A 14,505-nucleotide genomic window follows, 5' to 3' on the forward strand; every position below is an offset into this window, starting at 1 on the left:
ATCAACAATTAAAAACCATTCAAAATTATGAAAAAAACTGAAATTAAGGTCTTTTCAAGAAAAATTCTATTCTTAAGGATTATGAAAATTTACACCATCTTATTTTTTGTTACCATGGCAAAGTTGTTTGCAGCAGACGCTTATGGGCAAAACATAACAATTAATTTAAAAAATGCTGAACTAAAAACATTTTTTACTGAAATTGAAAATAAAACTGAATTTAACTTCTTTTATAGTAATAATTTAATTGATGTAACCAAAAAGGTTTCTCTAAATGTAAAAAATCAAAATTTAAGTAAAGTCTTGGTTCAATTATTAGCGAAAACAGAAATAGATTTCAGATTTGTTAAAAACCAAATAGTTTTATTTCCAAAGAATAACACCTCAATAAGTGAGTTAATTGAAGAAATAATAGTTAACAATGAGGAAGGGACTAATAGTACTAAATCTTCAGATGAGGTTATTAAATCCAAAATTACTACAGTTATTCAAAATATGGTTTCTGGAACGGTGACAGACGCTACCGGCCCTTTACCAGGAGTAACAATTGTCATTAAAGGAACTACCAAGGGAACTCAAACTGATTTTAATGGAAAGTATCAAATAGCTGCTAATAAAGGTGATGTTTTGGTTTTTTCTTATGTTGGTATGAAAACACAAAGTGTTACTGTAGGTGATAGCAATATCTTAAATGTTGTAATGCAAGAGGATGCAAATTTATTAGAAGAAGTTATTGTTACAGCTTATGGGACATCAAAAAAAGGAGATTTCACAGGGTCTGCAACCCAAATTAATAGCGATGATATTGGTAAAATATCACTGTCAAATGTAACTACTGCAATTGAAGGTTCTTCAGCTGGAGTTACTGCTACATTTGGAAGTGGTCAACCTGGCTCGGGTCAAGATATTCGCATCAGAGGTTTCGGCTCTTTCTCAGCAAGTAGTTCTCCTTTATACGTTGTTGATGGTATTCCTTTTACAGGCTCTATCAACTCTATTAATCCAGCAGATATTGAAAGTCTAACAATTTTAAAAGATGCTTCATCAACTGCGTTATATGGAAATAAAGCTGCCAATGGGGTTGTAATGATTACAACAAAAAAAGGTAAAAATAGAAAAGGACAATTCTCTTTAAATATGTCTGCTAGTGTAATTGACCGCTCTATACCTGAATATGATAGATTAGATGCAAAACAATATTATGAAATAATGTGGGAAGTTTTACGTAACAGTGAAGCAATACCTGGTGTTGATGATCCTGCTGATGTAACTGCAGCAAACTTATATGCTACAAATAATATTTTTGAGGAGTTAGAAAGCAACCCATTCAATGTAGCTTTCGATCAAATAGTCGGTATTGATGGTAATATCAATCCAAATGCAAGTCTATTAAACCCTGATAATTTAGATTGGGAAGATGCTATTACTAGAAAAGGATTTCGTCAAAATTATGATATGAGCTTTCAAGGAGGTACTGAAAAAAGTGATTTCTATGTTTCTTTAGGGTACTTAAAGGAGGAAGGTTATATATTAAATTCTGATTTTGAACGAATTTCAGGACGTGTAAATGTAAATCACCAAGCAACTGATTGGTTAAAAACTGGTTTAAATGTTGGTGTTTCAACTTCTCAAGGAAATCAAGCTCAAGCTACTTCTGGACAATCAAGTTCATTTGTGAATCCAATTCGCTTTACTAGAGGCATGGGACCAATTTATAATATTTATAAGCAGTCTGCTAATGGAGATTATATTTTAGATGCTAATGGAGATAAAATATATGATTTAGATGCAGCTAGACCAAGTGATGCTAATTTTGGTAGACATATAGTTGCAGAAATTGATTTTAATGAAGACCTAGATGAAATTACATCTATCAATGGTAAAACCTTTTTTGATATTACATTAACTGAAGGGCTTGTTTTTACAATAAATGCTAGTTTTGATCAACGTCATTTTTACAATACAGACTATGAAAATAAATATGTAGGTGACGGTGCTCCAGGTGGGAGAGCTGGTAGAACATACAACCGTAGAACTTCTGTTGGTTTTAACCAATTATTAAATTACACAAAGACATTTAATGAAAAACATAATTTTAAAGCACTATTGGCTCATGAGTCACTAGAATATAAAATTAGTGATTTAGATGGCTCTCGCCAGCAACAAATTGCTGATGGTAATTCTGAACTCATTAATTTTGTGACTACTTTAGGTTTAACGTCAGTATTAGACAATCGTAATGATGAGAGTTATTTCGGTCGTTTAAATTATGATTACGATGGTAAATATTTTGTTAGTGCTTCTTATAGACAAGATGGTTCTTCAAAATTTTCTAAAGAAACTAGATGGGGAGATTTTTGGTCAATAGGTGCTGCTTGGCGCTTAGACAGAGAAAAATTTATTGAAGATAAAGATTGGATAAACTCTTTAAAGTTGAGAGCTTCATACGGTGAATTAGGAAATAATTCAGGCATTAGTTTTTATGCTTATCAAGGATTGTATGATTTAGGGTATAACAATCAAGCAGAGCCAGGGATATTGCAAGCTGGTCTTGCTGCACCAAACTTATTGTGGGAGGCTAGTGAGAGTTCTGATATTGCTCTTGAATTTCGTTTATTTGATAATCGATTTGATGGTGTTATAGAATTCTACAATCGTAATTCTGATAATTTATTATTTAATGTTCCATTACCTCTTTCAAGTGGTAGTACTAGTATTCCTGAGAATATTGGTTCTATGTACAATAGAGGAATTGAAGTAAGCTTAAATTATGATATTTTAAGAACAGATGATTTAACTTGGAACTTTGGTATCAATGCAGCAACTATTAAAAATGAGTTCACTAAATTACCTCAAGAGGAAATAATAAATGGTTCTAAAAAATTAATGGTTGGCCATTCAATTTATGATTATTGGTTGAGAGATTGGTATGGTGTAGATCCAACTGATGGTGAAATTTTGTATGTTGCTGAAGAAGAATCTACAGGCTCATCTGTTAGAACCATAGATGGAATGACATTAACAACTGATGATGCCCAAGCTAGATACCATTATGCAGGTACTGCTATTCCTGATTTAACAGGTTCAATAAATAATAATATTACTTATAAAGATTTTAATTTATCCTTTTTGTTTACATTTCAAATAGGGGGTGAAATATTAGACAGTAGCTATCAAGGCCTTATGAATTCTGGTAGTTATGGTGGTGCGTTAAGTACAGATATTTTAGATCGTTGGCAACAACCTGGCGACATTACTGATGTTCCTAGAATGGATCCTAGTAATACAACCGATTTTAACGCAACATCTGACAGATGGCTTACTGATGCTTCATATCTTAATTTAAAACGTGTTAATTTATCTTATGACTTGCCAGAAAGCATCCTTAACAACATTGGAGTTTCTAATGCCTTAGTTTATGTGAGTGGAGAAAACATCTTTACATCAAATGCAAGAAAAGGAATGAGCGTTCAGCAAAACTTTAATGGTACTGTTAATAATGTATATACACCTTCAAGAATTCTAAGTCTTGGTTTAAATGTTAAATTTTAAAAAAAATAAAATGAGAAAAATACTAATTACTTTTATCGGAATGCTTGCTATAAATGTACTGTTTACAGCTTGTGATAAAGACTTTTTGGAAACAACTCCTACCGATCAAGTTGGAGCCGCAGTTGTGACCGAAACAACAGGTAATGCTATGGCAGCATTAAATGGAATACATAGAGCTTTATATGTTAGATATGGTAGTCAAGGTCGTGGTGGCGCTGGTCATTTTAATATGTTTATGTCTGAAATGGGTGAAGATCATGTTTTTAACTCTAGTACTTGGACTACAGGACTTAGATGGATTTTAACAGATTCTCCTACAAATTCATATAATAGAGCTCATTGGGCTATGTTTTATGAGTGGATAGCAAATGCCAATATATTGATTGCTGGTATAGATGATGCTGTTGGAGAACAGGATGATAAAGACAATATAAAGGGACAAGCATTATTATATAGAGCTTATGGTCACTTTATGCTGGTACAAACATGGGCAGGTCGCTATGTAAAAGGGCAAACTAACAGTCAATTAGGGGTTCCTTTAAAAACGGAACCATCTACTGAACCTATTGCACGTGCAACAGTTGAAGAAGTTTACACGCAAATAAATGCTGATATTGATGAAGCAATCACATTATTAGCAGGTAAATCACACCCTAATAAATCACACCTTAGTGTAGGTGTTGCAAAAGGATTAAAAGCTAGAGTTGCTCTTGTTCAAGGGAACTGGGGAGTTGCTGCTCAATATGCATCTGAAGCTAGAGCTGGTTATACATTAATGGATAAAGAAACTTATCGTAAAGGATTTTCTACTGATTTAGATCAGAACAGTGAATTTATGTGGGCAAGTCATATTGTAGAGGATCAAACAAATTATTTTGGAAACCTTGGAGCGTATATTTCTAGAAATTACAGTTCTTCATCAATTAGAGCAAATCCAAGATCTATTAACAAGCCGTTATATGATATGATATCTGACACAGATGTTCGTAAAACATTATGGTCTGAAGATGGTGAACACACCGAATTACAAGATGGTTATGAAATATCATCTAGACACAGTAGACATCCTTATACTAATCAAAAATTTCTATCACAAAGCACAGCTGTTAGTTTAATGGATGTACCTATGATGCGTGCAGCAGAAATGTATTTAATTGAGGCTGAAGCTTTGGCGCGAGATGGACAAGATGGATTGGCAGCACAAGCTCTTTTTGACTTAATTATAACAAGAGATGATGCTTATACTTTATCTACTAATACTGGACAAGATTTAATAGATGAAATTATGGTACAACGTCGAATTGAATTATGGTGTGAAGGTTTCCGTTGGTTAGATTTAAAACGTTTGAATTTGCCATTAAATAGAAAAGAACCTGGGTCTAGGCACACATCTTCAAGAACAGGTGGGGTTTTAGAAGTACCTGCAAGTGATAATAGATGGGTTTGGGTAATCCCTCAAGATGAAATTGATGCAAATCCACTTGTAGAACAAAATCCAATATAAATATAAGTGAGATATTATATATAGCCTCCTGTTATAATTTAAATTAACAGGAGGCTATATTATTGTAGAATAAGTGAATAATTGAAATTTTACTCAATTCCTAAACGTTTAAATAGTTCTAAAATATTATTTGGGTAGTTAGAGGTTGTTTTTTTAAAAGTTTTTTTAAACTCATTGTTATTTGAACTGTCAATTGGAGAATTACTTTTAGGGTTCGTTTGCTCTTTCATTTTTTTATCAAATTTCGCTATAGACTTTTTATTTGATTGCTTTTTCATGATTTTCCAAAAAGTTGAATTATTCGTAATAAAATTGTTAACTAATTGTTTTATAAGGGTTAATGAAAATGCATCAAAAACGTGTCTTCAAATAGGGTATGTGCATAAATTTACGATGATTATTTTTCTTTAATCTTAATTTTTCCGTAAATAAAGTAGGGGAAAACCATACTTTTATTAGCAAAACTTTACTATTTTTGTTAAAACAAAATTTGTCCCCACAAAATGCGTAACTATTTTATTATAGATAAAGACACTACATCAATTCAAAAAATTAAAAACGTTTTAGAAGAATATTACGAGTTTAATTGTATTGGAGCTTCGAGTGATTATAACCTGTCAATGAATACAATTTTAAAAGAAACACCAGATTTAGTTTTTTTTAATATTGATAATACTTTTGAAAATCCATTTGAATTTGCTCAAGAGCTTAACTTGTTTAACGATGATTTTCCAGTATTTATAGCAATGTCTTTTTCAAAAGATAAGTTGTATGAAGTAATTAAAAATGGGTTTTTTGACTTTTTATTAATTCCCCTAGAAGAATTAGAGATAAGAAAAACAGTTTTAAAAATATTAAAAAAAATACCAGCAAAATCTAGAAAAAACATTTGTTTAAAATCATATAAAGACTACCAATATTTAAAAACAGATGAAATTCTTTTTCTAAAAGCAGACAATAATAGTACCGATTTTTATATGAATGATGGAAATATTATTAGTGCTTTTAAAACGCTAAAAACTTTTCAAGAAATTCTGCCAAATAATTTTTACAGAATTCATAAGAGTTATATTATTAATAAAAATTTTATTTCTAGAATACAGTTTGGAAAATCTATTTGTACAATTAAAAGAAATAGTTATGAGGTGCCTTTCACCAAAACCTATATCAATAATATAAGAAGTATTAACAAATCTTTGTCAGAATATTCTTATTTGTCAATAAGTTAGATTTTTCTATCAAATGGTACTGTTTCACGTATAGATGGTATGATTTTACTAATTAACGGATTTTAAAGAGTGCTAAATAGCATTCATGGACTACTTTTGGGGTATAGTATTAAAAAAAATACTCATAGAATAATAAAAACATATAGTCCTAAAATTTTAAAATACCATTATTATGAAATCAATTAAATTTATCTTCGCTTTCCTATTATTATCAGCTTCTTTCATTTCTTGTACTTCAGACAGTATTGCTGCTGATGAGGAACTTTATGCACCTGATACTGTTTTTGCAACTGGAGAAGATGGTAGTGCTGATGTAATGAGAACTAGAGATTAATTTATTATTGATAAAATAATATTTTATAGATAAAAATTTAAAAAAGCCTTAACTAATTTAGTTAAGGCTTTTTTAGTAGCTTTGTTATTTAACAACCCTAAATAATATCAAAGCAATAAACCACATATCTTTCATAAAATTATCAATTTGGATAACGTTTTTTATTGCCATAATGTCTTGTGAAAAACCATTATTGGTTATAAATAAAAAAAGTGAGCCAAAGGAAGACAGTGTTTCTTATTATATCAAACAATCTCAAAAAAAAGAATTAAAATTTATTCAAAAAAAAGAATTGCTTGAAAAAGCGTATCAATTTGCCAAAAAGCAGCCTTCAGATTCTTTACAAAATATCTATTTAGCCAAAATTGCCATAGAAACAGAATATTTAAACATTAATGATTTGTTTTTAGCAGTAAATAGCGAATCGTTAGCATTTGCTAAAAAATTGAATGATGGGTTAAAAATAGGAGATGCGCATTGGAATTATGGAAATTATTATACCGATGTTGAAACGGTAGATAGTGCCTATTATCATTATCATAAAGCTTTTGAAAGTTTTGAACAAGTAAAACATAATTACTATGCTGCTAAAATGCTTTATAATATGGCTTTTATACAGGGGCGTTTAAAAGATTATACGGGAAGTGAAATAACAATTTTTGAAGCAATTTCAAGGTTTGAGAAAGTTGAAAGGTATGATAGGCTATATGAGTGTTATAATTATTTAGGGCTAATTTATTTAGAGCTTGAAGAATTTGACCGTTCAATTTTTTACTTAAATAAAGCAATTGAGTATTTAAAAAAGAATGATAAAAAAGGAATTTTTAAAGAATGGACTTTGAGTAATTTGGGCTTGGCATACCAAAAACAAAAAGCTTATGATAAAGCCATAGAAAATTTTGAAAATGCTTTGGCACATAAAAATTTAAAAGAAATTGATGCTAATTTTTATTCAAGGTTAATAGATAACATTGCTTATACCAAGTTTTTAAAAGGAGACACCGCCAATATTGTTGTGCAATTTAATAAAGCGCTTTTTATTAGAGATAGTTTAAAAAACAGCTCAGGAATAGTAATTAGCAAAAGGCACTTGTCTGAATTGTATGCGTATAAATTAGATACAACCACTGCCATTAAATTAGCCAATGATGCTTTTGGTTTAGCAGATCAAGTAGAAAATAATAGAGATAAATTAGAAACACTACACTTATTGTCTAAAGTTGATAAAAAAAATGCATCAAAATATTTAGAAGAATACGTTCATTTAAATGACAGTTTACAAATAGAAGAAAGAAAAATTAGAAATAAATTTACACGAATTCGATTTGAGACTGATGAATATATTGAGGAGACTGAAAAACTTTCACAGCAAAATATTTTTATTATTATAGGTTCAGTATTCTTGATTTTTTTAGTGTCATTTGCCTATATAATGAGAGCCCAAAGAGCGCGTAATAAAGAATTAATTTTTGAAAGAGAGCAACAAAAAGCTAACGAGGAAATTTTTACGTTAATGTTAAAGCAACAAGCCAAATTAAAAGAAGGGCGTTTAAAAGAACGCCATAGAATTTCTGCAGATTTACATGACGGTGTTTTGGGTAGAATTTTTGGTACAAGGCTAGGACTGGGATTTTTAAATATTAAGGGAGATGAACCAACTATTGAAAAACATAAATCTTATATTGATGAACTTCAAAATATTGAAAAAGAAATAAGAGCCATTTCACATGAATTGAAAAATGAAATTTTATCTTCAAAAGAAGATTTTTCAAAAATTATTGATGATTTAATTGAACAAAAAAGTAAAATAGGAGATTTTAAATATAATTTTGAATGTGATAAAAAAATAGATTGGGATAAGGTTGATGATAAAGTGAAAATTAATTTTTATAGAATAATTCAGGAAGCGCTACAAAACATAATTAAATATGCCAACGCTGATTTTGTAACGATAACAATTGAAATTAAAAATAAAAATATTAATTTAGTAGTTAAGGATAACGGTAATGGATTTAACACTAAAGATAAAAGAAAAGGAATCGGATTAAAAAATATGCATTCAAGAGCCACTAACCTCGGTGGTAAATTTAAAATAACATCTAACTTAAACAAAGGCACTTCAGTTTTTGTTAATTGCCCCATATAATTATGATGAATAAGTATAATGTACTAATAATTGATGACCACCCAATAATTGCTGATGCCTATAAAAGTGCATTCGAATTTATTAGTGCAGAAAATAAAAATATCAACTTTAAAATTTTAATAGCTAATAATTGCGATAAAGCTCTTGACCTAATCCAAGAAGTAAATCAATTAGATATTGTTTTTTTAGATATTTCATTGCCTCCTTCAACAGATGGGAATTTTTTATCAGGTGAAGATTTAGGAATTAGAATTAAAGAATTACAACCCAAATGTAAAATTATTGTAGCTACTACTTTTAATGACAACTATAGAATTCAGGCAATTCTTAAAAATGTAAATCCAAATGGATTTTTAATTAAAAATGATATTGATAAAGAAGAACTAATTGCTTCCATAAAAACGGTGATGGAAGATTCTCCCTATTACAGTAAATCAGTTTTGGAATTGTTTAGAAAACAAGCTACGGTAAATTATAAATTAGATAAAATTGATAGGCAATTATTATATGAAATGTCTATTGGTACTAAAATGAAAGACCTTCCAAAGCTTATTCCAATGTCTATGGCTGGGCTTGAAAAAAGAAAAAAACATTTAAAAGATATCTTTAAAGTTAAGGATAATGACGATAGAGAATTAATACTTAAAGCAAAAGAAAAAGGGTTTATTTAAATAAACCCTTTTTAACTATAAAAATGTCTTTGGGGATGATTTGATTCATATAGTTGTTTCAAAAGTAATTTATTTTTTGAGTCTTAAAAATAATTTTAATTTTATTTTTTAAATCTATTAAAAGTTTATGGATTTCACATAACAATAGTAAGGAAAAACCTTTCTGTAAACGTTAAACTTCTTAGTTTTTTATTCTAAGTAATATTTTATGTAGCTTAAATATTAAAATTTTTATTTATAGCAATGTTTATACATTAAGAAAAATTTAACATAATAACTTAGGGGAAAATAAAGGATTCAACGACTTAGTAACTAATATTGTTTAATTTTGACAATTCTTAAAAAGAAACAAATTTTAATATGAAAAAAATATTTTTACTTCTATCCATATTATTTTTAAGCGTAACTAGTTATTCTCAAATTCATGACCCAGTAAAATGGTCAACAAATGTTGAAAAAATTAGTGATACAGAATATGATTTAATAATTGTAGCTTCTATAGAAGAAAACTGGCATTTATATTCTCAAAATGTGCCTGAAGATGGTCCTATACCAACAGCTTTCTCTTTTGAAACCAGTGCTGACTTCGAATTAATAGGAAATGTATCTGAAGAAGAAGGACATACTGTTGATGATCCTGTTTTTAATATGAAAATCAAGTATTTTGAAACTTCAACTATTTTTAAACAACGAATTAAACTTTTAACAGAAAATACGTTAAAAATTGCTGGAGAGGTTGAGTTTATGGTTTGTGATGACTCTAACTGCCTACCTCCAACATTTGTTGATTTAAACTTTTCAATTACAGGAAAAAAAGCAACAACAGTTGCTAACGAAACTACAAAGAATGAGACAAACAAATCAAATGTAGAAGTTGCGAAAACAACAAAAAGTAAATCATCAAATAAAAGTTTATTAACCATATTTATCATAGCTTTTTTCTCAGGATTTGCTGCACTTTTAACACCATGTGTTTTTCCAATGATTCCAATGACAGTAAGTTTTTTTACCAAACAAAGTAAAAGTAAAGCAGCGGGTGTGAAAAATGCAATTATCTATGGATTTTCTATAGTAATTATTTATGTGTTATTGGGGATTATAGTAAGCGCAATATTTGGTGCAGATGCATTAAATGCTTTGTCAACAAATGTGTGGTTTAATATTATATTTTTCTTATTACTCGTAATTTTTGCCATATCATTTTTAGGAGCTTTTGAAATTACATTGCCAAGTTCTTGGGGAACAAAAGTAGATGCACAAGCAGATAGAGGAGGTATTATAGGAATATTTTTTATGGCTCTAGCTTTGGCCATAGTTTCATTTTCTTGTACAGGACCAATCGTTGGAACTTTATTAGTTGAAGCTGCGGCAGGAGGAAGTCAAATAGGACCAATTGTTGGAATGTTAGGTTTTTCATTAGCATTAGCAATTCCTTTTGCTTTATTTGCTGCTTTCCCTGGCTGGTTAAACTCTTTACCAAAATCTGGAGGTTGGTTAAATACCGTTAAAGTTGTTTTAGGATTTTTAGAGTTAGCACTAGCATTTAAGTTTTTATCAAATGCCGATTTAGTTTTACAATTACATTGGTTAGAGCGCGAAGTGTTTTTAGCAATTTGGATAACAATTTTTGGAACACTAGCTTTTTATTTATTTGGAAAAATTCAATTGCCACATGATTCTCCATTAACACACATCTCAGTTGGTAGATTAGGATTGGGGTTATTAACATTGTCATTTACAATTTATATGATTCCTGGACTTTGGGGAGCACCATTAAACTTGATTAGTGCATTTCCACCAGCGCAACATTATAGTGAGTCACCTTATGGAGTTGGATTTACTAAATTAGGAAGTGGATCAAGTGATAATCATTCTGATATTCCTGAAGGCGCCCATTTAATGGCTCCGCATAATATTTTAGCATTTAATGATTACGAAAAAGGATTGGCTTATGCAAAAAAAGTAGGAAAACCAGCAATGATTGATTTTACAGGACACGCTTGTGTAAATTGTAGAAAAATGGAGCAAAATGTTTGGGCAAAAGATCAAGTATTGCCAATACTTAAAAATGAAGTGGTTTTAATTTCTTTATATGTTGATGATAAAAGGAAATTAGATGGAGAAATTGAATCTAAATTAAGACCTGGAAAAAAATTAAGATATATTGGTCAAAAGTGGAGTGAATTTCAAACGATTAAATATGGTGCAAATGCTCAGCCATTTTATGTGTTAATTGATCATAATGGAGAAAATTTAATCGATCCAACAGGATATACACCTGATGTGGATGAATACCACAATTGGTTAAAAGAGGGAATCGCGAATTTTAAATAAGAAATTGATTTTTAATGTTGAAGATTCACTCTAGTTTTTATAAATTGGAGTGTTTCTTTTTTAAAATCACAAACTAAAGATAATTGAAATGAGTTTTTTTTCAAAGTTATTTTCAAAAGATACAACAAAAGAAATTTTGAATGAATCTGACACGCAGGTTTCTGAATTAGAAACCTATTTTCAGCAATTTAGAAAAAATATTATTGGCAACAACCAAACATTTATTTCGCCTTTTGGTGAAAAAGAAATTATTTATACTGATTGGACGGCAAGTGGACGACTATATAGACCTATTGAAGAAAAGCTGTTAAATCAATTTGGACCTTTTGTTGCAAATACTCATACTGAAACATCTATTACTGGATCGGCAATGACAATGGCGTATCATAAAGCTAGAAATATTATCAAAGCCCATGTAAATGCTAATGAAAATGATGTATTGATAACGTCAGGAAGTGGAATGACTGGAGTAGTTAATAAATTTCAACGTATTTTAGGATTAAAAGTAGCCGAAAATTTAAAAGAGTATACTTCCATTCCAGAAGAATTAAGACCGATAGTTTTTGTAACTCATATGGAGCATCATTCTAATCAAACATCATGGTTAGAAACTATTGCAGATGTTGAAATTATTCCTTGCCAAGATTCTGGTTTAATTTGTTTTGATAACTTTAAACAAATTATAGAAAAATATAAAGATAGACCAATTAAAATAGCATCTGTAACTGCTTGTTCTAATGTTACAGGGATTAGAACTGATTATCATAAAATAGCTAAAATCATTCATCAACATGGCGGACTTTGTTTTGTAGATTTCGCTTGTTCCGCACCTTATGTTGAAATAAATATGCATCCAGAAGATGAAGAAATGTATTTAGATGCTATTTTCTTTTCTCCTCATAAATTTTTAGGAGGTCCAGGTACTTCAGGAGTGTTAATTTTTAACAAAAAATTGTATAAAAACATAGTGCCTGACAATCCAGGAGGTGGAACTGTAAATTACACCAACCCTTGGGGAGATCATGACTATGTTGATGATATTGAAACTCGTGAAGATGGTGGAACTCCAGGTTTTTTACAAACTATTAAAATTGCCTTATCCATTCAACTAAAAGAAAAAATGGGGGTAAAAAATATCATTGCTAGAGAGCATGAAATTAATAAAATTGTTTTTGACAAACTTTCAAAAATTCCAAATTTAATCATACTTGCCGGACAGCATACAGATAGGCTAGGTATTTTTTCTTTTTTTATTAAAGATGTTCATTTTAATTTAATTGTTAAACTGTTAAATGATAAATTTGGAGTTCAAACTAGAGGAGGTTGTTCTTGTGCGGGTACTTATGGGCATTTTTTATTACATGTAGATCAGCAAACCTCTAAAAGTATTGAGAAAAAAATATTAGATGGATGTATGGTTGAAAGACCTGGTTGGATACGTATGTCAATACACCCAACCATTACCAATAAAGAAGTTTTATACGTTTGTGATAGCATTAAGCAGGTTGCTGAAAACTATAAAGTTTGGGGTGAAGATTATGCATATGATGCTGCTAAAAATGAATACATCCATAAAACAGCTAAACCAATTGAAAAGGATTTGATAAATAATTGGTTTAATTAATTATAGGAAAAAGTTTTTTCTATATTTGAGGACTAAAATTTTAATTATTTATGGATAATTTCATGTTTTTCCTTAAAGAAGGACTTTTTCATGTGTTGGATTGGAATGCATATGACCATGTACTCTTTTTAATCGCTTTAGCAGTAGTTTACGATTTTAAAAATTGGAAAAAAATACTTTGGTTAATCACCTTATTTACCATTGGTCATACCTTAACGTTAATTCTATCAGCTTATAAGATAGTTTCTGTAAACTCTAATTGGGTTGAATTTTTAATTCCAATAACCATCATTATAACAGCCTTAGTTAATATTTTTTACGCCAAAAACACCTCTAAACTAACCAAAACAAATACTAATTTAGTATTTGCATTATTTTTTGGATTGATTCATGGTTTAGGATTTTCAGGATATTTTAAAATTCTTATTGGTAAATCAACAGATAAATTAATTCCATTATTAGAGTTTGCTTTAGGAATTGAAATTGCTCAAATAATAGTTGTTTTTATTATTTTAGTTTTAGGATTTGTTTTTCAAACAATTTTTAGGTTTTCAAAAAGAGATTGGGTTCTTATCATTTCATCTATAGTTATTGGAATTGTATTACCAATTTTAAAAGGAGCCATTTTTTGGTAAAACTTTAACTTGAAGTTCATTTGAATCTTAGTAATTTCGTAATTATTTCAAATTTTATGAGTAAAAAACAGCTAAAGTACGATCAAGCATATATGCGTATGGCAAAGGAGTGGGCAAAATTATCGTATTGTGAAAGAAAAAAAGTTGGAGCATTAATAGTAAAAGGTAGAATGATAATTTCTGATGGGTTTAATGGCTCTCCAACAGGATTTGAAAATTGTTGTGAAGATGATGAAGGAAATACAAAGTGGTATGTTTTGCATGCAGAGGCCAATGCTATTTCAAAAGTTGCAAGTTCCACACAATCTTGTAAAAATTCTACGTTATATATAACACTATCTCCTTGTAAAGAATGTAGTAAACTTATTCATCAATCCGGAATCAAAAGAATCGTTTATGCTGAAAAATATAAAGACACCTCTGGATTAGAATTTTTAGAGAAAGCAGGAGTTGAATTAACACATCTTAAAGAATAA

At 29.7% G+C, this 14,505-nt stretch carries 11 protein-coding genes; 10 read left to right on the forward strand and 1 reads right to left on the reverse strand.

Features of this window, described 5'->3' with window-relative positions:
• Nucleotides 1–27 precede the first annotated feature (27 nt).
• Both ACFQZW_RS06105 and ACFQZW_RS06110 read left to right on the forward strand, forming a co-directional pair.
• Complete coding sequence (locus tag ACFQZW_RS06105) at nt 28–3,552, forward strand: TonB-dependent receptor (RefSeq protein ID WP_386781798.1); 3,525 nt, start codon at nt 28–30, stop codon at nt 3,550–3,552.
• Nucleotides 3,553–3,562: 10 nt separating this feature from the next.
• The gene (locus ACFQZW_RS06110) at nt 3,563–5,056 is read left to right on the forward strand and encodes a RagB/SusD family nutrient uptake outer membrane protein (RefSeq protein ID WP_298262685.1); all 1,494 of its coding nucleotides are present in this window, start codon (nt 3,563–3,565) and stop codon (nt 5,054–5,056) included.
• Nucleotides 5,057–5,145: 89 nt separating this feature from the next.
• Here ACFQZW_RS06110 and ACFQZW_RS06115 read toward each other — a convergent pair whose 3' ends face one another.
• A complete protein-coding gene (locus tag ACFQZW_RS06115) occupies nt 5,146–5,334 on the reverse strand; it encodes a hypothetical protein (RefSeq protein WP_298262684.1) in 189 nt (62 codons plus the stop codon).
• A gap of 225 nt (nt 5,335–5,559) precedes the next feature.
• On the opposite strand from ACFQZW_RS06115, the gene ACFQZW_RS06120 reads away from it, so the two are divergent.
• The 8 genes from ACFQZW_RS06120 to ACFQZW_RS06155 all read left to right on the forward strand — a co-directional run bounded on the left by ACFQZW_RS06120 (nt 5,560) and on the right by ACFQZW_RS06155 (nt 14,505).
• Nucleotides 5,560–6,285 carry a LytR/AlgR family response regulator transcription factor gene (locus ACFQZW_RS06120; protein ID WP_298262683.1) on the forward strand — a complete coding sequence of 242 codons (726 nt, stop codon included), beginning with the start codon at nt 5,560–5,562 and terminating at the stop codon, nt 6,283–6,285.
• A gap of 172 nt (nt 6,286–6,457) precedes the next feature.
• The gene (locus ACFQZW_RS06125) at nt 6,458–6,619 is read left to right on the forward strand and encodes a hypothetical protein (RefSeq protein ID WP_298262682.1); all 162 of its coding nucleotides are present in this window, start codon (nt 6,458–6,460) and stop codon (nt 6,617–6,619) included.
• 172 nt (nt 6,620–6,791) lie between these two features.
• Nucleotides 6,792–8,765 carry a tetratricopeptide repeat-containing sensor histidine kinase gene (locus tag ACFQZW_RS06130; protein ID WP_386781802.1) on the forward strand — a complete coding sequence of 658 codons (1,974 nt, stop codon included), beginning with the start codon at nt 6,792–6,794 and terminating at the stop codon, nt 8,763–8,765.
• 2 nt (nt 8,766–8,767) lie between these two features.
• Nucleotides 8,768–9,436, forward strand: a complete 669-nt coding sequence (locus ACFQZW_RS06135; protein ID WP_298262680.1) for a response regulator — start codon at nt 8,768–8,770, stop codon at nt 9,434–9,436.
• Nucleotides 9,437–9,796: 360 nt separating this feature from the next.
• Nucleotides 9,797–11,770, forward strand: a complete 1,974-nt coding sequence (locus ACFQZW_RS06140) for a protein-disulfide reductase DsbD family protein (RefSeq protein WP_386781805.1) — start codon at nt 9,797–9,799, stop codon at nt 11,768–11,770.
• Nucleotides 11,771–11,858: 88 nt separating this feature from the next.
• Nucleotides 11,859–13,394 (forward strand): aminotransferase class V-fold PLP-dependent enzyme, encoded by a 1,536-nt coding sequence (locus tag ACFQZW_RS06145; protein ID WP_298285051.1) that lies wholly within the window; start codon nt 11,859–11,861, stop codon nt 13,392–13,394.
• Between the two features lie 50 nt (nt 13,395–13,444).
• Complete coding sequence (locus ACFQZW_RS06150; RefSeq protein WP_298262677.1) at nt 13,445–14,029, forward strand: HupE/UreJ family protein; 585 nt, start codon at nt 13,445–13,447, stop codon at nt 14,027–14,029.
• A gap of 56 nt (nt 14,030–14,085) precedes the next feature.
• Entirely contained in the window at nt 14,086–14,505 is a 420-nt protein-coding gene (locus tag ACFQZW_RS06155; RefSeq protein ID WP_298262676.1) for a deoxycytidylate deaminase, read from the forward strand.

It is taken from the genome of Lutibacter aestuarii, assembly GCF_042676885.1.
Lineage (GTDB): Bacteria > Bacteroidota > Bacteroidia > Flavobacteriales > Flavobacteriaceae > Lutibacter > Lutibacter aestuarii.

Coding starts and splice junctions, on each gene's coding strand:
- ACFQZW_RS06135 (WP_298262680.1), top strand. CDS start 8,768: ATGATGAATAAGTATAATGTACTAATAATTGATGACCACCCAATAATT.
- ACFQZW_RS06125 (WP_298262682.1), top strand. CDS start 6,458: ATGAAATCAATTAAATTTATCTTCGCTTTCCTATTATTATCAGCTTCT.
- ACFQZW_RS06140 (WP_386781805.1), top strand. CDS start 9,797: ATGAAAAAAATATTTTTACTTCTATCCATATTATTTTTAAGCGTAACT.
- ACFQZW_RS06105 (WP_386781798.1), top strand. CDS start 28: ATGAAAAAAACTGAAATTAAGGTCTTTTCAAGAAAAATTCTATTCTTA.
- ACFQZW_RS06130 (WP_386781802.1), top strand. CDS start 6,792: ATGTCTTGTGAAAAACCATTATTGGTTATAAATAAAAAAAGTGAGCCA.
- ACFQZW_RS06155 (WP_298262676.1), top strand. CDS start 14,086: ATGAGTAAAAAACAGCTAAAGTACGATCAAGCATATATGCGTATGGCA.
- ACFQZW_RS06115 (WP_298262684.1), bottom strand. CDS start 5,334: ATGAAAAAGCAATCAAATAAAAAGTCTATAGCGAAATTTGATAAAAAA.
- ACFQZW_RS06120 (WP_298262683.1), top strand. CDS start 5,560: ATGCGTAACTATTTTATTATAGATAAAGACACTACATCAATTCAAAAA.
- ACFQZW_RS06110 (WP_298262685.1), top strand. CDS start 3,563: ATGAGAAAAATACTAATTACTTTTATCGGAATGCTTGCTATAAATGTA.
- ACFQZW_RS06150 (WP_298262677.1), top strand. CDS start 13,445: ATGGATAATTTCATGTTTTTCCTTAAAGAAGGACTTTTTCATGTGTTG.
- ACFQZW_RS06145 (WP_298285051.1), top strand. CDS start 11,859: ATGAGTTTTTTTTCAAAGTTATTTTCAAAAGATACAACAAAAGAAATT.